Raw genomic sequence first — 20096 nt, 5'->3', positions numbered from 1 at the left:
TTTGCCGGATGGCGCTAACGCTTATCCGGCCTTCAGATGATGTATGCCCGATAAGCACTAGCGCCACCGGGCATTGAAACGGGGATTAACGCTTATAGATGAACTCGACGCCTTCTTCGTCGTCTTCGTCCCAGTCGTCATCCCAGTCGTCTTCTGCTTCTTCTTCCACTTCCGCGATTTGCTGGCGATGATAATCATCCCACATGAACTCGACTTTCTCTGGCTGCTTCGCTTCTTCCGCCTGAGTAATCGGGTTCTCGATGATAAAGGTCATCACATCCCAGCAGAGATCCTTCACGCCCAACTGGCTGGCGGCAGAGATCAGATAATATTTATCTTCCCAGCCCAGCGCCTGCGCGATGGCTTTGGCTTTCTCTTCCGCTTCGGCTTTATCCAGCAAATCGATCTTGTTGAACACTAACCAGCGCGGTTTGGCAGCCAGATCCTGACTGTATTTTTCCAGTTCGCCAATGATGATCCGCGCATTCTCAACCGGATCGGAACCGTCGATCGGATCAATATCAATGAGGTGCAGCAGTACGCGGCAACGTTCAAGGTGTTTCAGGAAGCGAATCCCCAGACCGGCACCTTCCGCAGCACCTTCAATCAGCCCCGGGATGTCCGCGACCACGAAGCTCTTTTCGCTATCCATACGGACAACGCCAAGACTTGGCACCAGCGTAGTAAACGGATAATCCGCTACTTTAGGTTTCGCCGCAGAGACCGCGCGGATAAAGGTTGATTTACCGGCATTTGGCATCCCCAGCATGCCCACATCCGCCAGCAGCATCAACTCCAGCAACAGGTCACGCTTGTCACCCGGCGTCCCCATCGTTTTCTGACGCGGTGTGCGGTTGACTGAAGATTTAAAACGGGTGTTACCCAGACCGTGCCAGCCGCCTTTTGCGACCATCAGTCGCTGACCGTGTTTGGTCATGTCACCCATGGTTTCGCCCGTGCCCTGGTCTATCACACGCGTACCTACCGGTACTTTAATGGTGACATCTTTCCCACGTTTACCGGTACAGTCACGGCTGGCGCCATTCTGACCACGCTCTGCGCGGAAAGATTTCTCAAAACGGTAGTCGATCAGGGTGTTCAGGTTTTCGTCGGCTTCCATCCAGACGTCACCACCATCACCACCGTCGCCGCCGTCCGGGCCGCCTTTCGGGATATATTTCTCACGGCGGAAGCTAACGCAACCATTACCGCCATCGCCTGCAACGACCAGAATCGTTGCTTCATCAACAAACTTCATTTTACTCTCCGTAAATCATTCGCCTGAGCGGGGCTGCGATACCACCGATTCATGCTTACGTAATCCGCCCCAAATACGATGACCAATGGCGGAGTACATCGCGCCCGCAACCACGACAAACGCACCGAGATAACCTAAAAGGTTTAACATCGGTCTGGCGAAGAAATCGGGCCAGGCCATAGATAAAAGATCTGAAAATAACAGCGTAAACAGCGGGGTGAGCGTGATTAATGCGCTCACCTGAGCTGCCTGCCAACGCGCCATCGCTTCCGCCAGGGCGCCATATCCTACCAGCGTATTCAGCCCACAAAAAATCAAACAGGCAAGCTGCCAGTCACTGAGCTGGGCTATTACGCCGGGCTTTGCCAGCGGCAACAGCACTATCGTACATAAAGTGTACAGTAAAAACAGGATCTGCGGTGATGCCAGACGCCGCAATAACACCTTTTGCGCGACGCCATAACTGACCCAGACCATGGCCGCACCGACGCCAAAAATAACACCCCAGGTGTAATCGGTCAGTTTGGTAAAAATTTCTATCAGACTGGTGTTGAAGAACATCACCAGCCCGCTTAACAGCATTATCGCGCCAACAATCTGCGTACCGCGCATCTTCTCTTTAAGGATAAATACGCTCGCGACCATCATACCCACTGGCGACAGTTGACCAATCACCTGCGAAGCCGTCGGGCTTAAATACTGCAGGGAAGAGCTGAACAGGATGAAGTTCCCAAAGAGTCCAGCGGTGGCAATCGCCAACAGGATCAGCCAGCGCGACTTGCGAAAAATTCGCAGCGGCGGAAGCCTGCGCTTCGCGGTCAGAATCGCCCCGAGGCCAACGCTCGCGATTAAAAAACGGTAAAACACGATGGTAGAAGGTTCCATCACCTCCAGCACCTGCTTCATAGCAATTGGCAAAGCCCCCCAACACACTGCGGTTGTGAGCGCCAAAAGAATACCAATGCCAGCCTGCTGCTTCATGCCCGTTTTCCCTGCAAGGGCTCGTTATCCGGTACAAATCGGTTTCACGAGCATATTTACCGGTCGTCGAATGTAAAAAGCCCCGCAACAGGGTGCGGGGCTTTTATCCGTTACCGGACCACGAAAAACTTACTCAGCAACGATGCTGATGTATTTACGGTTGTTCGGGCCTTTAACTTCAAATTTCACTTTACCGTCTGCTTTAGCAAACAGAGTGTGGTCACGACCGCAACCTACGTTGGTGCCAGCGTGGAACTTGGTGCCACGTTGACGAACGATGATGCTACCCGCCAGAACGGATTCGCCACCGAAACGCTTAACGCCCAGGCGTTTAGCTTCTGAATCGCGACCGTTACGAGTTGAGCCGCCAGCCTTTTTATGTGCCATTTAAATCTCTCCTCAGGTCTTAGGCGCTGATGCCAGTAATTTTCACATCAGTGAACCACTGACGATGGCCCTGCTGCTTACGATAGTGTTTACGACGACGAAACTTAACGATTTTAACTTTCTCGCCACGACCGTGAGCAACAACTTCAGCTTTGATTACGCCGCCATCAACGAAAGGAACGCCGATTTTGACTTCTTCACCGTTTGCGATCATCAGAACTTCAGCGAATTCGATAGATTCGCCAGTTGCGATGTCCAGCTTTTCCAGGCGAACGGTCTGACCTTCGCTTACTCGGTGTTGTTTACCACCACTTTGGAAAACCGCGTACATAAAAAACTCCGCTTCCGCGCACACCTTTCAATGATTCAGAGTGCGCTATAAATATTCACAATAGGGCGCGAATATTACGCAAAACGTGAGCCTTTGACAAGTGCTACAGTCAATACATGAAGAAAAAAAACACAACGTGTATGGTAACGTTTATCTGCGGCGTTTTTTCAGTACAATCAGCATATATTTCTAACCCTAAACCCTAAGTTACCTTGCCACATGACGAGGTAAACGGGGCGAAAAGCCCGGCTTTTGCGATGAATTTAGAAAAAATCAATGAGTTAACCGCGCAAGATATGGCGGGTGTCAATGCGACAATCCTTGAACAGCTTAATTCCGACGTCCAACTGATCAATCAGTTAGGCTATTACATTGTGAGCGGTGGCGGTAAACGTATTCGCCCGATGATTGCCGTACTCGCGGCGCGCGCCGTTGGCTATCAGGGACACGCCCATGTCACGATCGCGGCATTGATCGAATTTATCCACACCGCCACCCTGCTTCATGACGATGTGGTGGATGAATCCGATATGCGTCGGGGCAAAGCCACAGCGAACGCTGCATTTGGCAATGCTGCCAGCGTGCTGGTTGGCGATTTTATCTATACCCGAGCTTTCCAGATGATGACCAGCCTCGGCTCACTGAAGGTGCTGGAAGTGATGTCTGAAGCCGTGAACGTCATTGCTGAAGGTGAAGTCCTGCAGTTAATGAACGTTAACGACCCGGACATTACGGAAGAAAGCTATATGCGCGTGATCTACAGTAAGACAGCGCGACTGTTTGAAGCGGCGGCGCAGTGTTCCGGTCTCCTCGCAGGCTGTAGCGAAGCCGAGGAAAAAGGGTTGCAGGACTATGGTCGCTATTTGGGAACGGCTTTCCAGTTGATTGACGATCTGCTGGACTACAACGCCGATGGCGAACAACTTGGCAAAAATGTCGGTGATGACCTGAACGAAGGCAAACCTACGCTACCGCTGCTGCATGCGATGCGTAACGGCACGCCTGAGCAGGCGCAAATGATTCGCCACGCCATTGAACAAGGAAATGGCCGACACCTTCTGGAGCCGGTACTGGACGCGATGAACGCCTGTGGTTCACTGGAATGGACACGCCAGCGCGCAGAAGAAGAGGCTGACAAAGCCATCGCCGCACTGCAGGTACTTCCTGACTCCCAATGGCGCGAGGCGTTGATCGGTCTGGCGCATATTGCCGTACAGCGTGATCGCTAATGACGACGCAATCATCCCGCCACGTCGCGCGGGATGATTCACATAAGTTCCAATAAAACCCGCGCAAGCTCACTTCTCTATTGCAACTCACGCAATAAATCTTAATAAATTCTGAATATTCAAACTCTTTACATGAACATATTAGAACATCAATTCTCTGAGCGTATAGTGTCTTTTGCAAATTGATTGTGCAAATCAACGATGAATGACCATGAGCGAGGGGATAAATGGAGAGCAAACTCATTGACTGGCATCCGGCAGATATCATTGCTGGATTACGTAAAAAAGGGACATCAATGGCTGCCGAATCGCGCAGGCATGGATTAAGTTCCTCCACGCTGGCAAACGCCTTAACCCGACCGTGGCCGAAAGGCGAGCTGATCATAGCGAAAGCGCTTGGAACGGAACCCTGGGTTATCTGGCCGTCACGCTATCATGATGCCAGAACACACGAATTCATCGACAGGACGCGTCTGATGCGGGCGGCGCGCCGGGAAAAGCCGGACGTAAAGTAACTCACGAAACAGTAGCCCCGGCACAGCGCATCGGGGCTACTCAATGACACACAATTATTCGGCTTTCACGCGCTCGATGTTAGCGCCCAGCGCACGCAGTTTATCTTCGATGCGCTCATAACCGCGATCGATATGATAAATACGATCAACGACCGTCGTCCCTTCCGCAATACATCCCGCCAGCACCAGACTGGCAGAAGCACGCAGATCCGTCGCCATCACCTGCGCGCCGGAGAGCTTATCGACACCGTGACAAATCACAGTATTGCTTTCGATTTCCGCATGGGCACCCATACGGCTCAGCTCAGGCACGTGCATAAAGCGGTTTTCAAACACGGTTTCCGTGATGAAGCCAGTCCCTTCCGCCACCAGATTCAACAGCGTGAACTGGGCCTGCATGTCCGTCGGGAATGCCGGATGTGGAGCGGTGCGCACGTTGACCGCTTTCGGACGTTTGCCGTGCATGTCGAGGCTAATCCAGTCTTCACCCACTTCGATATCCGCACCGGCATCGCGCAGTTTCGCCAGTACCGCATCCAGCGTATCCGGCTGCGCGTTACGGCAGATAATTTTGCCACGGGAAATCGCCGCCGCCACCAGGAACGTCCCGGTTTCGATACGGTCTGGCAATACGCGATAAACACCGCCACCCAGGCGTTCTACGCCTTCGATGGTGATACGATCGGTTCCCTGACCGGTAATTTTCGCCCCCAGCGCAATCAGGAAGTTGGCGGTGTCGACAATTTCCGGTTCACGGGCGGCGTTTTCAATGATGGTGGTGCCTTCCGCCAGCGTCGCGGCGCACATGATTGTCACCGTTGCGCCAACGCTGACTTTATCCATGACGATATGCGCGCCCTTCAGACGACCATCAACAGAAGCTTTCACATAGCCTTCTTCCAGCGTGATCGTCGCGCCCAGTTGCTCCAGACCGGTAATATGCAGATCAACCGGACGTGCGCCAATAGTGCAACCGCCAGGCAGTGAAACCTGACCCTGACCAAAACGGGCGACCAACGGCCCCAGCGCCCAAATCGATGCGCGCATGGTTTTCACCAGATCATACGGTGCGCAGAAGACATTAACGTCGCGGGCGTCGATGTGCACGGAGCCATTGCGTTCCACTTTCGCACCGAGCTGGCTCAGCAGCTTCATCGAGGTATCAACGTCCTTCAGTTTCGGGACGTTCTGGATCTCTACCGGCTCTTCCGCCAGCAACGCCGCAAAAAGGATCGGCAGAGCGGCGTTTTTCGCGCCAGAAATTGTGACTTCGCCCTGGAGCCGGGTTGGCCCCTGTACACGAAATTTATCCATGATGTTGTTCTCAGTTAAAATTCATCGTCGTTACCGGTGCTTCACCCGTAACTCAAAAACCGTTTAGTTTACGATCGCGCGCCCACTCTGCTGGGGTATACGCTTTGATCGACAGGGCATGAATGCGGTTGTCCGCAATGTATTCCATCAGCGGCGCATAAACCGACTGCTGTTTCTTCACCCGGCTCATGCCGTCAAACATCTCACCCACGGCAATAACCTGAAAGTGACTGCCATCGCCAGAGACGTGGACTTCCTGGAGGGAGAGTGCGTTCATCAGCACGCTCTGAATTTCATTATTTTCCATGGGCTCTTCATTCGTCAGATTGTGAAAACAGCCCAACATCTTAGAGCAAAGTTGCGCTGTCATAAATAAGCAAAAAGCCTCGCGGGTAAATCCAGCGAGGCTATAGATAATAACGTACTGATATCACTGACGCGGGAGCACGTCAGCAGGTAAGTTATAGAGTTCCGCCAGGGTGAAGACTTTGTCGTTCACCCCCGTCAGAGACACGTTGTTGCCCTGCTTTTTCGCCAGACTGATGAGATGGACCAGCAGCGCCAGTCCCCCCGTATCCACTCGGGAAATCTGGCTGAGATCGATGCAGGTCACGCCGGTCATCGCCTCAACGCGCGCATCCCACAAGGGATTCAGCACGTCCTGGTCCAGCTCTCCCACGAGCGCCAGCCTGTCACCGTCACGCGTCCAGCTGAGTGACTGAGTCATTTACTTCTTCTCTTCCAGCGTGATTTTTTGCTGCGCAATAGATTTCAGCTGCGCCGTCAGTCCATCGATCCCTTTAGTACGCAGCAGATCGCTCCACTCGTTCTGTTTGGTGGTGATCATGCTGACGCCTTCGGCGATCATGTCATAGGCCTGCCAGTGACCCGTCTGGGTATTTTTACGCCACTGGAAGTCCAGACGTACCGGAGGACGACCGTTTGGATCGAGAATCGTCACGCGGATCGGAACGATGGTCGCATCACCCAACGGTTGTTCCGGGGCAATCTGATACGTCTGACCGTGATACATTGCCAGCGCCTGGCCGTAGGCCTGTTTCAGGTATTCGCGAAACGCGGCGAAATAGGCATCACGCTGAGCCGGAGTCGCCTCTTTGTAATAACGACCCAGCACCAGCGCGCCGGCGTATTTAACCTGGACATACGGCAGCAGTTCCTGGTCAACCACATCGCGCAGATAGTCCGGATTCGAACGGATTTTCGGCTGTTCGTTTTTCAGGCGGTCGAAGGTTTTCTGCGCCGCTTCATCCATCAACTTGTAAGGGTTGGTCTGATCGGCTGCAATGGCGGTGCTCAGCGGTGCAATCACCAGTAGAGCCACCATCATTAAACGTTTAATCATAATTCGATTCTCCTGAGATTAATTCGTTGTGCCCGCAGGCCCAGTGGCTTCATTATGACCTTCGGTCGGCGCCGATGCATCGCCAGAATTCTTATTGTCATCGCCTTTACTGTTGCTGTTGTAAAGGAACTGACCAATCATATCTTCCAGCACCATCGCGGATTTAGTGTCCTGGATCGTGCCGCCATCCTTGAGGATAGACGTTCCGAGCTCAGGATCTTCAAAACCAACGTTCAGCGCCAGGTACTGTTCCCCCAGCAGACCGGACGTCCGGATGCTCAGTGAACTGGTATCAGGGATGTTGTTATAGCGCTCTTCGATGTCCAGCGTCACACGGGGTAAATAGGTCTTCGGGTCTAAGGAAATATCCGCCACGCGGCCAACCACCACGCCACCGATGCGCACCGGCGAACGCACTTTCAGACCGCCGATATTATCGAATGTCGCGTAAATCGTGTAGGTCGGTTCTGTGCGCATAGAGGTCACGTTGGCCGCCTTCAGGCAGACAAACAGCGCGGCCAGCAATGCGGCTAACAAAAAGATCCCCACCCAAATTTCATTTTTTTTCGTTTGCATGAACTCAATTCCCAAACATCAATGCGGTCAGTACAAAGTCCAGACCCAGAACGGCCAGCGACGAGTGCACAACGGTGCGTGTGGTTGCCCGGCTAATGCCTGCCGAGGTCGGAATCGCATCATACCCATTGAACAATGCAATCCAGGTTACCGTAATGGCGAACACCACGCTTTTAATCAAACAGTTGACCAGATCCAGACGCCAGTCGACGGCATTCTGCATCGCAGACCAGAAGAAACCGGCGTCAATCCCCTTCCAGCTTACGCCGACCAGAGAACCGCCCCAGATCCCTACGGCCACAAACAAAATCGTCAGCAGCGGCAGCGAAATCACGCCCGCCCAGAAACGCGGGGAGATCACCCGACGCAGTGGGTCAACGGCCATCATTTCCATACTGGAAAGCTGCTCCGTGGCGCGCATCAGGCCAATTTCAGCGGTCAGAGCGGAACCCGCACGACCGGCAAACAACAGCGCGGCGACGACCGGACCGAGTTCACGTAGCAGCGACAGCGCCACTAACATCCCCAGACTGGTTTCCGCACTATAGGTGGTGAGTACCAGATAGCCCTGCAACCCCAGCACCATGCCGATAAACACGCCAGAAACAATAATGATCAGCATCGACAAGACGCCCACATTATAAAGCTGGCGCACCAGCAGCGGCGCGTGTTTACGAAATTCAGGTTTGCCGACCAGCGCATTGAACAACATTAACCCAGCGCGCCCGAACGTTCTGAGGGTTTTAATCCCCTTATGTCCCAGCGTCGCCAGTGCATTTAACAGCATGAGTGGCTTAACTCCCTGTTCCGAGTAAATCAGAGTGATAATCGCCCGCAGGATAGCGGAACGGGACCGGCCCGTCTGCAATGCCATCCAGGAACTGACGTACGCGCGGGTCGTCATTCTCTTGCAGCGCTTGCGCGCTGCCGTGGGCCACAATCTTTTTGTCCGCCATAATATAGGCGTGATCGGCAATGCTCAGAACCTCCGGCACATCGTGAGAGACCACGACGCAGGTCACGCCCAGCGCATTGTTTAATTCTGAAATCAGTTTGACCAGCACGCCCATGGTGATCGGATCCTGACCGACAAACGGTTCATCAAACATGATGAGATCCGGTTCCAGCGCAATGGCGCGCGCTAACGCCGCCCGACGTGCCATCCCTCCGGACAGTTCTGAAGGCATCAGTTTTGCCGCACCGCGCAGACCGACGGCTTCCAGTTTCATCATCACCGTGCTTTTCAATAACGACGGGGGAAGCGTGGTATGTTCGCGTAACGGATATGCCACGTTATCAAACACGTTCATGTCAGTGAACAGCGCCCCTGACTGAAACAGCATACTCATCCGTTTGCGTACCGTGTAGAGGCGCGAGCGAGACATTTCAGGGATGTTCTCACCATCAAACAGGATCTCTCCCTTATCTGGCAGAATTTGTCCGCCGATCAGGCGCAGCAGCGTCGTTTTACCGATCCCCGATGGCCCCATGATCGCGGTGATCTTGCCACGCGGTACGGTCAGAGAGATGTTATCGAAAATGCAGCGATCGCCGCGCGTAAAGCTGACATCGCGCATGTCGACTAAATTCGCCACAGACTGACCCATTGATTCATCCTTCGTGTTGCTTGTTGATCTCAGCATGGCGTGGAATTTAGCCATGAACCCAACATATTTACAGAATATTACCCGCGCTGGTTAGCGAAAGCTGGCATTTGTTTTACTTTTTAGCTGCATAAAGTCAAAATTAAGACTTCGTAACGGTTTCCAGACAATCCCGGTGGACCGGCGAGTATACCTGAAGAAAGGACTTTAGATGCTTTTAGCAACGGCGCTGTTAATTATTGGTTTATTATTGGTCGTCTACGGCGCCGACCGCCTGGTATTTTCCGCGTCAATCCTATGCCGAACCTTCGGGATCCCGCCGCTGATCATTGGTATGACGGTAGTCAGTATAGGCACATCTCTGCCTGAAATTATTGTTTCTGTCGCCGCCTCCCTGCACGGGCAGGTAGATTTAGCCGTTGGCACCGCGCTCGGATCCAACATAACCAACATTTTGTTGATCCTCGGACTTGCCGCGCTGATCCACCCTTTTACCGTGCATTCCGATATTCTACGTCGCGAATTACCGCTAATGTTACTGGTTAGCGTCGTAGCCGGATCCGTACTGTATGACGGACAACTCAGCCGCAGCGATGGTATCTTTCTTTTACTATTAGCCGTGTTATGGCTGTTGTTCATTGTTAAAATCGCCCGTCTCGCTGAGCGTCAGGGCAATGACAGTCTCACGCGGGAGCAGGTTGCTGAATTGCCGCGCGAAGGCGGACTGCCGGTGGCGTTTTTATGGCTGGGCATTGCGCTGATTATCATGCCAATGGCCACCCGAATGGTGGTGGATAACGCCACCGTGATTGCCAATTACTTCGCGATGAGCGAACTGACGATTGGCCTGACGGTAATCGCGATCGGCACCAGCCTGCCTGAACTGGCAACCGCCATCGCGGGCGTGCGCAAAGGTGAGAACGATATCGCGGTGGGTAATATTATCGGCGCGAACATTTTTAACCTCACCATTGTCCTCGGCCTCCCCGCCCTGATTACGCCGGGTGAGGTGAACCCACTGGCGTTCAGCCGTGACTACAGCGTGATGCTGCTGGTGAGCATCATCTTTGCATTACTCTGCTGGCGGCGTCCCCGCCAGTCCGGTCGCGGCGCGGGCGTGCTGTTGACCGGCGGTTTTATCGTATGGCTGGCGATGTTGTATTGGCTGTCGCCGCTTCTCGTTGGATAACTGGAAACAGACATATGTCGCACTTAGCGTTACAACCGGGTTTTGACTTTCAGCAAGCCGGCAAAGAGGTTCTGGCGATTGAACGTGAGGGCCTGGCGGAACTCGATCAGTACATCAACCAGGATTTCACTCTCGCCTGTGAAAAAATGTTCAATTGCACCGGCAAAGTGGTGGTGATGGGCATGGGGAAATCGGGGCATATTGGCCGCAAAATGGCCGCGACCTTTGCCAGCACCGGTACCTCTTCATTCTTCGTCCATCCGGGTGAAGCCGCCCACGGCGATCTGGGGATGGTGACCTCGCAGGATGTGGTGATTGCCATCTCCAACTCTGGAGAATCCAGCGAGATTGCGGCCCTGATTCCGGTCCTTAAGCGACTGCAGGTTCAGCTTATCTGCATCACCGGTCGACCAGAAAGCAGCATGGCACGTGCTGCGGATGTCCATCTGTGTGTTAAAGTACCGCAAGAAGCCTGCCCGCTTGGACTGGCACCAACGAGCAGCACCACCGCCACGTTAGTGATGGGCGATGCGCTGGCGGTGGCGTTATTAAAGGCGCGCGGCTTCACTGCAGAGGATTTTGCCTTGTCGCATCCGGGCGGTGCGCTGGGGCGTAAACTGCTGCTGCGCGTTAACGATATTATGCATACGGGCGATGAGATCCCGCATGTCACCAAAGATGCCAGTCTGCGCGACGCGCTGCTGGAAATCACCCGCAAGAACCTCGGGATGACCGTGATTTGCGATGATGCGATGAAGATCGACGGTATCTTCACCGACGGTGATTTACGTCGCGTCTTTGATATGGGTGTTGACGTACGCCAACTCGGTATTGCCGACGTGATGACGCCAGGGGGCATTCGCGTGCGTCCAGGAATTCTGGCGGTCGATGCCCTGAACTTAATGCAGTCCCGCCATATCACCTCCGTGATGGTTGCCGATGGCGACCAGTTACTCGGTGTGTTACATATGCATGATCTCCTGCGTGCAGGCGTTGTGTAGAAATTCAAGGATAAAGAGAAATGAGCAAAGCAGGTGCGTCGCTTGCGACCTGTTATGGACCCGTCAGCGCGGACGTCATCGCCAAAGCAGAGAATATCCGTCTGCTGATTCTTGATGTCGATGGCGTACTGTCGGATGGCCTGATTTATATGGGCAACAACGGTGAAGAACTGAAAGCTTTCAACGTCCGTGACGGTTACGGGATTCGTTGTGCGCTGACGTCTGATATCGACGTCGCCATCATTACCGGACGAAAAGCTAAACTAGTAGAAGATCGGTGTGCCACACTGGGGATCACGCATCTGTATCAGGGGCAGTCGGACAAGCTGGTCGCCTTTCACAGTCTGCTGGCAAAACTGGCGATTGCGCCGGAAAACGTGGCCTACGTCGGGGATGATCTGATCGACTGGCCAGTGATGGAAAAAATTGGCCTGAGCATTGCCGTTGCGGATGCGCATCCGTTACTGCTTCCGCGCGCGGATTACGTCACCAAAATCGCGGGTGGACGCGGCGCGGTACGCGAAGTCTGTGATTTACTATTACTGGCGCAGGGTAAGCTTGATGAGGCCAAAGGGCAATCGATATGAGTAAAGCCAGACGTTGGGTTATCATTCTACTGTCGTTGGCCGTGCTGGTGCTGATTGGTATTAACCTGGCCGATAAAGACGACACGGCTCAGGTGGTGGTGAATACGAGCGATCCGACCTACAAGAGCGAGCACACGGACACCGTTGTCTACAGTCCGGAAGGCGCACTGAGCTATCGTTTGATCGCCCAACATGTTGAATATTATTCCGATCAGGCCGTTTCGTGGTTCACGCAACCCGTGTTAACGACGTTTGATAAGGACAAGATCCCGACGTGGTCAATCAAGGCTGATAAAGCCAAGCTGACCGAGGATCGAATGCTGTATCTTTATGGTCACGTTGAAGTCAACGCGCTGGTGCCTGACGCTCAACTTCGCAGAATTACCACCGATAACGCGCAGATCAATCTGGTGACGCAGGATGTTACCTCTGAAGACCTTGTCACGTTATACGGAACAACATTTAACTCCAGCGGACTGAAAATGCGCGGCAACTTACGCAGCAAGAACGCCGAGCTGATTGAAAAGGTTAGAACCTCCTATGAAATTCAAAACAAACAAACTCAGCCTTAATCTTGTGCTTGCCAGCTCACTTCTGGCCGCCAGTATTCCGGCGTTCGCCGTCACCGGTGATACCGAACAGCCGATCCACATTGAATCGGACCAGCAGTCTCTGGATATGCAGGGCAACGTCGTGACCTTCACCGGCAATGTCATTGTGACCCAGGGCACCATCAAAATTAACGCCGATAAAGTGGTCGTTACCCGTCCTGGCGGTGAAGAGGGCAAAGAGGTCATTGACGGCTTCGGCAACCCGGCCACCTTCTATCAAATGCAGGACAACGGTAAGCCGGTAAAAGGCCATGCGTCGAAAATGCATTATGAGCTGGCGAAAGATTTTGTCGTGCTCACCGGCAATGCGTACCTGGAACAGCTCGACAGCAACATCACCGGGGACAAAATTACCTATCTGGTGAAAGAGCAGAAAATGCAGGCCTTCAGTGAGAAAGGCAAGCGTGTGACCACTGTTCTGGTTCCGTCGCAGTTGCAGGACAAAAACAAAAACCAGGCCCCGGCTCAGAAGAAGAGTAACTAATTCGCTATGGCAACATTAACTGCAAAGAATCTGGCGAAGGCCTATAAAGGCCGCCGCGTCGTGGAAGATGTCAGCCTGACCGTCAACTCGGGCGAGATTGTCGGTCTGCTTGGGCCAAACGGTGCGGGTAAAACCACCACCTTTTACATGGTCGTCGGTATTGTGCCGCGCGATGCCGGTAACATCATCATTGATGATGAAGACATCAGCCTGCTGCCGCTACACGCCCGCGCACGCCGCGGGATTGGCTATCTGCCACAGGAAGCCTCGATTTTCCGTCGTCTGAGCGTGTTCGACAACCTGATGGCAGTACTGCAAATTCGTGACGATCTCTCTAGCGAACAGCGTGAAGACCGTGCGAACGAGTTGATGGAAGAGTTTCACATTGAGCATCTGCGCGACAACATGGGTCAGTCGCTCTCCGGGGGGGAACGTCGCCGTGTGGAAATCGCCCGCGCGCTGGCCGCCAATCCAAAATTTATCCTGCTGGATGAACCGTTTGCTGGCGTTGACCCCATCTCCGTTATCGATATCAAACGCATTATTGAGCATCTGCGTGACAGCGGCCTCGGCGTGTTGATTACCGACCATAACGTCCGTGAAACGCTGGCCGTGTGTGAGCGAGCCTATATCGTGAGCCAGGGACACCTGATTGCGCACGGTACGCCGACAGAAATCCTGCAGGACGAACACGTTAAGCGCGTATACCTTGGGGAAGACTTCAGACTCTGATAGGGTAGAAGTTTGTGACGTCATAGCGGGAGAAGACGACTCTGAACATGAAGCAAGGTTTGCAACTCAGGCTGAGCCAACAACTGGCGATGACGCCGCAACTACAACAGGCGATTCGTCTGTTGCAGTTGTCCACGCTGGAACTGCAGCAGGAACTCCAGCAGGCGCTGGAAAGTAATCCGCTGCTGGAGCAAACCGATCTTCACGACGAAGTTGATACCCGCGAAACTCAGGACAGTGAATCGCTGGATACCGCCGACGCCCTCGAACAAAAAGAGATGCCGGAAGAGTTACCGCTCGACGCCAGCTGGGATGAAATCTACACCGCCGGGACGCCATCGGGCACCAGCGGTGACTACATCGACGACGAACTGCCCGTTTACCAGGGAGAAACCACACAGACCCTACAGGATTATCTGATGTGGCAGGTAGAACTAACCCCGTTCTCCGATACCGACCGCGCGATCGCCACCTCGATTGTTGATGCCGTTGACGACACTGGCTATCTCACCGTTTCGCTGGACGATATCCTCGAAAGCATGGGCAATGAAGAGGTGGGTCTTGACGAGGTTGAAGCCGTTCTCAAACGTATTCAGCGGTTTGATCCTGTTGGCGTGGCGGCAAAAGATCTGCGCGATTGTCTGCTGATCCAGCTCTCACAGTTCGACAAAGCGACGCCTTTCCTTGAAGAAGCCCGGCAGATCATCAGCGATCATCTCGATCTGCTGGCGAACCACGACTTCCGCACCCTGATGCGCGTCACGCGCCTCAAAGAAGAGGTGCTCAAAGAGGCGGTCAATCTGATTCAGTCGCTCGATCCCCGCCCCGGTCAGTCGATCCAGACCGGTGAGCCAGAATACGTGATCCCGGATGTACTGGTGCGTAAGCATAACGGTCACTGGACGGTCGAGCTCAACGGCGACAGCGTTCCCCGCCTACAGATTAATCAGCACTACGCCGCAATGTGCAGCGGTGGACGCAATGACGCCGACAGCCAGTACATCCGCAGCAATTTGCAGGACGCAAAGTGGTTGATTAAGAGTCTGGAGAGCCGCAACGATACCCTGCTGCGCGTCAGTCGCTGTATCGTTGAACAGCAGCAAGCCTTCTTTGAGCAAGGCGAAGAGTTTATGAAACCGATGGTGCTGGCGGATATCGCCCAGGCCGTTGAGATGCACGAGTCGACCATTTCTCGTGTGACCACGCAGAAGTATCTGCACAGTCCACGCGGCATTTTTGAACTGAAGTATTTTTTCTCCAGCCATGTGAATACCGAGGGGGGTGGCGAAGCTTCCTCCACGGCGATCCGCGCACTGGTGAAGAAGTTGATTGCGGCGGAAAACCCCGCGAAGCCCCTGAGCGACAGCAAGCTAACATCGATATTGTCGGAACAAGGTATCATGGTGGCGCGCCGCACCGTTGCGAAGTACCGAGAGTCTTTATCCATTCCGCCGTCAAACCAGCGCAAACAACTGGTTTGACCCAACCGATAAGGAAGACACTATGCAGCTCAACATCACTGGAAACAACGTCGAGATCACAGAAGCCCTGCGTGACTTTGTGAATACCAAGTTCGCCAAACTCGAACAGTATTTCGACAGGATCAATCAGGTCTATATTGTGTTGAAAGTGGAGAAAGTCACCCACATCTCGGATGCAACACTGCATGTAAACGGTGGCGAAATTCACGCCAGCGCGGAAGGTCAGGATATGTACGCGGCCATTGATGGCCTGATTGATAAGCTGGCAAGACAGCTCACTAAACACAAAGATAAATTGAAACAACACTAATTGTCCGGGCAGTTAGCGGGTGCAGGACGGCCTGTTGTGCAGAACAACAGGCCATTTGTACAGTTAGCGCTCCGAACTTGTCCCGCCGTTGTGGGGCAGGTTCTTAGGTGAAATTATGATAAATAACGATACGTCTCTACAACTGAGCAGTGTACTTAACCAGGAATGTACGCGCAGTGCCGTTCACTGCCAGAGCAAAAAACGCGCGCTGGAAATCATCAGTGAACTGGCGGCAAAACAGCTCAGTTTACCGCCGCAGGTCGTTTTTGAAGCGATCCTGACGCGCGAAAAAATGGGCAGTACCGGCATCGGCAATGGGATCGCCATCCCGCACGGTAAGCTGGAAGAAGATACCCTGCGCGCCGTCGGCGTGTTTGTGCAACTGGAAACGCCAATCGCCTTCGACGCGATTGATAACCAACCCGTTGATCTGCTTTTTGCTCTGCTGGTGCCTGCGGATCAAACCAAAACGCATCTGCATACGTTATCACTGGTGGCTAAGCGTCTGGCGGATAAAACCATCTGCCGTCGGCTGCGCGCCGCACAAAGTGATGAAGAGTTGTATCAAATCATCACTGACACCGAAGGTGGTCAGGATGAAGCGTAACTCCCCTTTTGCCGTGGTGAGGAGAAACAGTACATGGTACTGATGATCGTCAGCGGTCGTTCAGGGTCAGGTAAATCTGTTGCCCTGCGCGCGCTGGAAGATATGGGCTTTTACTGCGTGGATAACCTCCCCGTGGTGCTGTTACCCGATCTGGCTCGTACGCTTGCCGAACGCCAGATTTCGGCAGCGGTCAGCATTGACGTACGCAATATGCCAGAGTCGCCAGAAATTTTTGAGCAAGCAATGAACAACCTGCCCGAGGCGTTCTCGCCGCAGCTGCTGTTTCTTGATGCCGATCGCAACACGTTGATTCGTCGCTATAGCGATACGCGTCGTCTGCACCCCCTCTCCAGCAAAAACCTGTCGCTGGAAAGCGCCATCGATCAGGAAAGCGACCTGCTGGAACCGCTGCGCTCTCGCGCCGACCTGATTGTCGACACCTCAGAAATGTCGGTACATGAACTGGCAGAAATGCTGCGAACTCGCCTGTTGGGTAAACGCGAGCGTGAACTGACCATGGTGTTTGAGTCCTTCGGCTTTAAGCATGGGATCCCCATCGATGCCGATTACGTCTTCGACGTACGCTTCCTGCCGAACCCGCACTGGGACCCGAAACTGCGTCCGATGACCGGTCTCGACAAACCCGTTGCCGCCTTCCTCGACAGGCACACAGAAGTACACAATTTTATCTACCAGACTCGCAGCTATCTTGAGCTATGGTTACCCATGCTGGAGACCAACAACCGTAGCTATCTGACCGTTGCTATCGGTTGTACCGGCGGGAAACACCGTTCGGTGTATATTGCAGAACAGCTGGCAGACTACTTCCGCTCACGCGGTAAAAACGTACAGTCACGCCATCGTACGCTGGAAAAACGCAAAACATGACCGTGAAGCAAATTGTTGAAATTACGAATAAGCTGGGCATGCATGCCCGGCCAGCAATGAAGCTCTTTGAATTAATGCAGGGATTCGATGCGGAAGTCCTGCTACGAAATGATGAAGGCACGGAAGCGGAAGCCAACAGCGTCATCGCTTTGCTGATGCTGGACTCCGCCAAAGGCCGACAAATTGAGATCGAAGCCTCGGGTCCGCAAGAGGTCGAAGCGCTGGCCGCTGTCATCGCCCTTTTCAATTCGGGATTCGACGAAGACTAAGCTTTCACGTCCGACGGATAGCTTCGCAGAAAACGCCACCCGGCGTTTTTTTATTTTTTACCCTCTTAACTGTACAATTCGTGCGCTTTTTCACTTAAGGATTATCTTAAGAAAACCTTAAGACAAGTCGTTTAGGTTTCATTTAACTTGAGTGTTCATACTGGATTATTGTCAGTAAATATTTCCAGGATATCACTCATGATTCGTTTATCAGCAGAGACTCCCCTGGGCACCGGACGACATCGTAAGTGCTATGCGCATCCGGATGATGCTCAGCGTTGTATTAAGATTGTTTACAACAGTGGCCAGGGCGGCGACAAAGAGACACAGCGCGAGCTGAAGTACTACGCGCACCTCTCTCGCTACCTGAAAGACTGGAGCGGTATCCCGCGCTATTACGGCACGGTAGAGACCGACTGCGGAACGGGTTATGTTTACGATGTGATTGCCGATTACGACGGCAAGCCGTCCATCACTCTCACCGAATTTGCCCGCCAATGTCGTTACGAAGACGACTTTGTCGTGCTACGTCAGATGCTGAAGAAGCTAAAACGCTACCTGCGTGACAACCATATCGTTACCATGACGCTGAAACCGCAGAACGTTCTCTGTCACCGTATCAGCGAATCGGAAGTGGTGCCGGTGGTTTGCGATAACATTGGCGAAGGAACGTTGATCCCGCTGGCGACCTGGTCAAAATGGTTCTGCCGTCGTAAGCAGGAAAGATTGTGGCAGCGTTTTATCGCCCAACCGGTCCTGGCCGTCGCGCTGGAAAAAGATGCCCAACCGAAAGAACGCGGCGGATTGTCGCTCTCTTCGCGCGAGGCTTAATGCCGATTTAATGCAGGTGATGGCGGGTCATAAATGACTCCCCGCCCAACTGCCGCATTTGACGCAGTATCCACGCCTGACGGCTACGCACATAGCCTGAGGGCGCAGCGGCCTTAAAGCGCAGAGGATTGGGCAATACGGCAGCAAGTAGCGCCGCTTCTGACTGGGTTAATCGACTGGCCGGTTTGCCAAAATAGCGCTGCGCCGCGGCTTCCACGCCAAATACGCCATCACCAAATTCCGCGATATTCAGGTAAACGGTGAGGATCCGCTTCTTACTCCAGACGGTCTCAACGCCGACCGTAAGCCCGGCTTCCAGCCCTTTACGCAGCCAACTGCGGCCATCCCAGAGAAAGAGATTCTTAACGGTCTGCTGTGACAACGTCGAGGCACCGCGAATGCGGTTTTCATTACGTTCGTTATGTGACAACGCCTTCTCGATGGCGGCGACGTCAAAGCCCCAGTGGTCCGGGAAGGTCTGGTCTTCTGCGGCAATCACCGCGAGTCCCATCCACGGTGAGATCTCATCCATGCTCACCCAGTCGGAATGGGCAACATAGCCAAAATCGCCCTGTAGCCAGGCGCCTATCTGCCGCTCGACCATCACCGCCGAAAAGGGAACGGGGACTATGCTGAACAACGCAATGCCACCACCCCAGAACACAGCAAGGACGATCGCGACACGCAACATCACCCGCCGCAGAAAGGCGAAAACCCCTTTTTTCATTCCGCCAGAACCAGCACGCGTGATACCAGTTTTTCGATACCCATTGCTGCCTGAGCGATATCCTGCGCCAGCATATAGGCAGGCGTAGTGACGATTTTATTGTCTTCATCAACGACGATATCGTCGACCGGGCACGGCACATGCTCCGCCCCCATCTCTTCCAGCACTTCTGCCGTATCAATATCGGTCCCGATAGTCAAACGCAGCGGGAAGTCGAAGATTTTCGGCAGCATTGCCGGGGCGATGCACATAAAACCCAGCGGCTTACCAGACTGGTGCATCGCCAACGCGAGCCCGGCTAAATCCGGATCAACCCGGCATTCGCTGCCCTGACTGGCGAAGTTGCTCAAATTTTTAGCCGCGCCGAAACCACCGGGAACAATCAGCGCATCCAGGTCCGTCGAGACGGCCTGAGAAAGCGGACGAATATTGCCACGCGTAATACGAGCCGCTTCAATCAGCACATTGCGGGTTTCCGCCATCGGTTCGCCCGTCAGATGATTAATGACATCAACCTGCGCTTTGTCGGGCGCGAAGCAGACGGCCTGCGCACCGCTGCGGGCAATAGCCAGCAACGTCAGTACGGCTTCATGAATTTCAGCACCGTCATACACACCGCATCCACTAAGAACTACGCCAATTTTTTTCATTCAAATGTCCTTTTCACCACTTTCTGCAGCACATTAATAATTGTGATTAAAATGCTACGCTTCACACATTTAACTGATTCATGTAACAAAGCATTTAAGATTTGCTATCTTAACTGCGTGCGGCCCGAATTTAAGCGCTGCGCCTTTTAAATCACAATTATAACTTACGGC

General features: G+C 53.5%; 27 protein-coding genes. 14 read left to right on the top strand and 13 right to left on the bottom strand.

Annotation, left to right across the window (positions count from 1 at the left end):
* Positions 1-85: 85 nt before the first annotated feature.
* From cgtA to rplU, 4 genes are all read right to left on the bottom strand, one after another.
* Complete coding sequence (gene cgtA / locus ACERJC_RS22195; protein ID WP_373672497.1) at positions 86-1258, bottom strand: Obg family GTPase CgtA; 1173 nt, start codon at positions 1256-1258, stop codon at positions 86-88.
* A gap of 15 nt (positions 1259-1273) precedes the next feature.
* Entirely contained in the window at positions 1274-2239 is a 966-nt protein-coding gene (locus ACERJC_RS22190; RefSeq protein ID WP_373672496.1) for a DMT family transporter, read from the bottom strand.
* A 129-nt stretch (positions 2240-2368) separates the two neighbouring features.
* On the bottom strand, positions 2369-2626 hold the full coding sequence (gene rpmA, locus ACERJC_RS22185; protein WP_003861831.1) for a 50S ribosomal protein L27: 258 nt from the start codon (positions 2624-2626) through the stop codon (positions 2369-2371).
* A gap of 19 nt (positions 2627-2645) precedes the next feature.
* Positions 2646-2957, bottom strand: a complete 312-nt coding sequence (gene rplU, locus ACERJC_RS22180; protein WP_042325074.1) for a 50S ribosomal protein L21 — start codon at positions 2955-2957, stop codon at positions 2646-2648.
* 257 nt (positions 2958-3214) lie between these two features.
* On the opposite strand from rplU, the gene ispB reads away from it, so the two are divergent.
* Complete coding sequence (gene ispB, locus ACERJC_RS22175; RefSeq protein ID WP_152406156.1) at positions 3215-4186, top strand: octaprenyl diphosphate synthase; 972 nt, start codon at positions 3215-3217, stop codon at positions 4184-4186.
* Positions 4187-4413: 227 nt separating this feature from the next.
* Positions 4414-4701, top strand: coding sequence for a DNA-binding transcriptional regulator SfsB (gene sfsB, locus ACERJC_RS22170; RefSeq protein ID WP_152406157.1), 288 nt, complete (start codon positions 4414-4416; stop codon positions 4699-4701).
* A gap of 54 nt (positions 4702-4755) precedes the next feature.
* On the opposite strand, the gene murA is transcribed toward sfsB, so the two are convergent.
* The 7 genes from murA to mlaF all read right to left on the bottom strand — a co-directional run bounded on the left by murA (position 4756) and on the right by mlaF (position 9561).
* The gene (murA, locus tag ACERJC_RS22165) at positions 4756-6015 is read right to left on the bottom strand and encodes a UDP-N-acetylglucosamine 1-carboxyvinyltransferase (protein WP_152406158.1); all 1260 of its coding nucleotides are present in this window, start codon (positions 6013-6015) and stop codon (positions 4756-4758) included.
* Between the two features lie 52 nt (positions 6016-6067).
* Positions 6068-6322: a BolA family iron metabolism protein IbaG gene (gene ibaG, locus ACERJC_RS22160; RefSeq protein WP_042325065.1), complete on the bottom strand. Its 255-nt coding sequence runs from the start codon at positions 6320-6322 to the stop codon at positions 6068-6070.
* A 123-nt stretch (positions 6323-6445) separates the two neighbouring features.
* Positions 6446-6742, bottom strand: a complete 297-nt coding sequence (gene mlaB / locus ACERJC_RS22155) for a lipid asymmetry maintenance protein MlaB (protein ID WP_178823013.1) — start codon at positions 6740-6742, stop codon at positions 6446-6448.
* Positions 6743-7378 (bottom strand): phospholipid-binding protein MlaC, encoded by a 636-nt coding sequence (mlaC, locus tag ACERJC_RS22150; RefSeq protein ID WP_152406160.1) that lies wholly within the window; start codon positions 7376-7378, stop codon positions 6743-6745.
* Between the two features lie 18 nt (positions 7379-7396).
* Complete coding sequence (mlaD, locus tag ACERJC_RS22145) at positions 7397-7954, bottom strand: outer membrane lipid asymmetry maintenance protein MlaD (protein ID WP_152406161.1); 558 nt, start codon at positions 7952-7954, stop codon at positions 7397-7399.
* A 4-nt stretch (positions 7955-7958) separates the two neighbouring features.
* Positions 7959-8741, bottom strand: a complete 783-nt coding sequence (gene mlaE, locus ACERJC_RS22140) for a lipid asymmetry maintenance ABC transporter permease subunit MlaE (protein ID WP_042325057.1) — start codon at positions 8739-8741, stop codon at positions 7959-7961.
* Positions 8742-8748: 7 nt separating this feature from the next.
* Complete coding sequence (gene mlaF, locus ACERJC_RS22135; protein ID WP_152406162.1) at positions 8749-9561, bottom strand: phospholipid ABC transporter ATP-binding protein MlaF; 813 nt, start codon at positions 9559-9561, stop codon at positions 8749-8751.
* Between the two features lie 208 nt (positions 9562-9769).
* On the opposite strand from mlaF, the gene ACERJC_RS22130 reads away from it, so the two are divergent.
* The 12 genes from ACERJC_RS22130 (at position 9770) to yrbL (ending at position 18548) form a co-directional block, all read left to right on the top strand.
* Positions 9770-10747, top strand: a complete 978-nt coding sequence (locus tag ACERJC_RS22130) for a calcium/sodium antiporter (protein ID WP_152406163.1) — start codon at positions 9770-9772, stop codon at positions 10745-10747.
* A gap of 14 nt (positions 10748-10761) precedes the next feature.
* Complete coding sequence (gene kdsD, locus ACERJC_RS22125; RefSeq protein ID WP_042325051.1) at positions 10762-11748, top strand: arabinose-5-phosphate isomerase KdsD; 987 nt, start codon at positions 10762-10764, stop codon at positions 11746-11748.
* A gap of 20 nt (positions 11749-11768) precedes the next feature.
* A complete protein-coding gene (gene kdsC / locus ACERJC_RS22120) occupies positions 11769-12335 on the top strand; it encodes a 3-deoxy-manno-octulosonate-8-phosphatase KdsC (protein WP_046488128.1) in 567 nt (188 codons plus the stop codon).
* The gene (gene lptC / locus ACERJC_RS22115; RefSeq protein ID WP_042325047.1) at positions 12332-12907 is read left to right on the top strand and encodes an LPS export ABC transporter periplasmic protein LptC; all 576 of its coding nucleotides are present in this window, start codon (positions 12332-12334) and stop codon (positions 12905-12907) included. Before kdsC ends, lptC begins: the two co-directional genes overlap by 4 nt.
* On the top strand, positions 12876-13430 hold the full coding sequence (gene lptA / locus ACERJC_RS22110; RefSeq protein ID WP_042325045.1) for a lipopolysaccharide ABC transporter substrate-binding protein LptA: 555 nt from the start codon (positions 12876-12878) through the stop codon (positions 13428-13430). Before lptC ends, lptA begins: the two co-directional genes overlap by 32 nt.
* A 6-nt stretch (positions 13431-13436) precedes the next feature.
* On the top strand, positions 13437-14162 hold the full coding sequence (lptB, locus tag ACERJC_RS22105; RefSeq protein WP_042325043.1) for an LPS export ABC transporter ATP-binding protein: 726 nt from the start codon (positions 13437-13439) through the stop codon (positions 14160-14162).
* A 47-nt stretch (positions 14163-14209) separates the two neighbouring features.
* Positions 14210-15643, top strand: a complete 1434-nt coding sequence (gene rpoN / locus ACERJC_RS22100; RefSeq protein ID WP_286631705.1) for an RNA polymerase factor sigma-54 — start codon at positions 14210-14212, stop codon at positions 15641-15643.
* Between the two features lie 22 nt (positions 15644-15665).
* Positions 15666-15953 carry a ribosome hibernation promoting factor gene (gene hpf / locus ACERJC_RS22095; RefSeq protein ID WP_003025078.1) on the top strand — a complete coding sequence of 96 codons (288 nt, stop codon included), beginning with the start codon at positions 15666-15668 and terminating at the stop codon, positions 15951-15953.
* Between the two features lie 115 nt (positions 15954-16068).
* Positions 16069-16560, top strand: a complete 492-nt coding sequence (gene ptsN, locus ACERJC_RS22090; RefSeq protein WP_046488143.1) for a PTS IIA-like nitrogen regulatory protein PtsN — start codon at positions 16069-16071, stop codon at positions 16558-16560.
* A 33-nt stretch (positions 16561-16593) separates the two neighbouring features.
* Positions 16594-17448, top strand: a complete 855-nt coding sequence (rapZ, locus tag ACERJC_RS22085) for an RNase adapter RapZ (protein ID WP_012908509.1) — start codon at positions 16594-16596, stop codon at positions 17446-17448.
* A complete protein-coding gene (gene npr / locus ACERJC_RS22080; RefSeq protein WP_152406165.1) occupies positions 17445-17717 on the top strand; it encodes a PTS phosphocarrier protein NPr in 273 nt (90 codons plus the stop codon). The genes rapZ and npr overlap by 4 nt, the downstream gene beginning before the upstream one ends.
* 198 nt (positions 17718-17915) lie before the next feature.
* A complete protein-coding gene (gene yrbL, locus ACERJC_RS22075) occupies positions 17916-18548 on the top strand; it encodes a PhoP regulatory network protein YrbL (RefSeq protein WP_373672494.1) in 633 nt (210 codons plus the stop codon).
* A gap of 7 nt (positions 18549-18555) precedes the next feature.
* Here the strand turns inward: yrbL and mtgA are convergent, their stop codons facing one another.
* Together mtgA and elbB are read right to left on the bottom strand one after the other, a co-directional pair.
* Positions 18556-19275, bottom strand: coding sequence for a monofunctional biosynthetic peptidoglycan transglycosylase (mtgA, locus tag ACERJC_RS22070; RefSeq protein WP_373672493.1), 720 nt, complete (start codon positions 19273-19275; stop codon positions 18556-18558).
* Entirely contained in the window at positions 19272-19925 is a 654-nt protein-coding gene (elbB, locus tag ACERJC_RS22065; protein ID WP_152406168.1) for an isoprenoid biosynthesis glyoxalase ElbB, read from the bottom strand. The genes mtgA and elbB overlap by 4 nt, the downstream gene beginning before the upstream one ends.
* Between the last annotated feature and the right edge of the window lie 171 nt (positions 19926-20096).

Source organism: Citrobacter telavivensis (assembly GCF_041807075.1).
GTDB classification, from domain to species: domain Bacteria; phylum Pseudomonadota; class Gammaproteobacteria; order Enterobacterales; family Enterobacteriaceae; genus Citrobacter_A; species Citrobacter_A telavivensis.
This window is presented reverse-complemented; position numbering and strand designations above follow the sequence as displayed.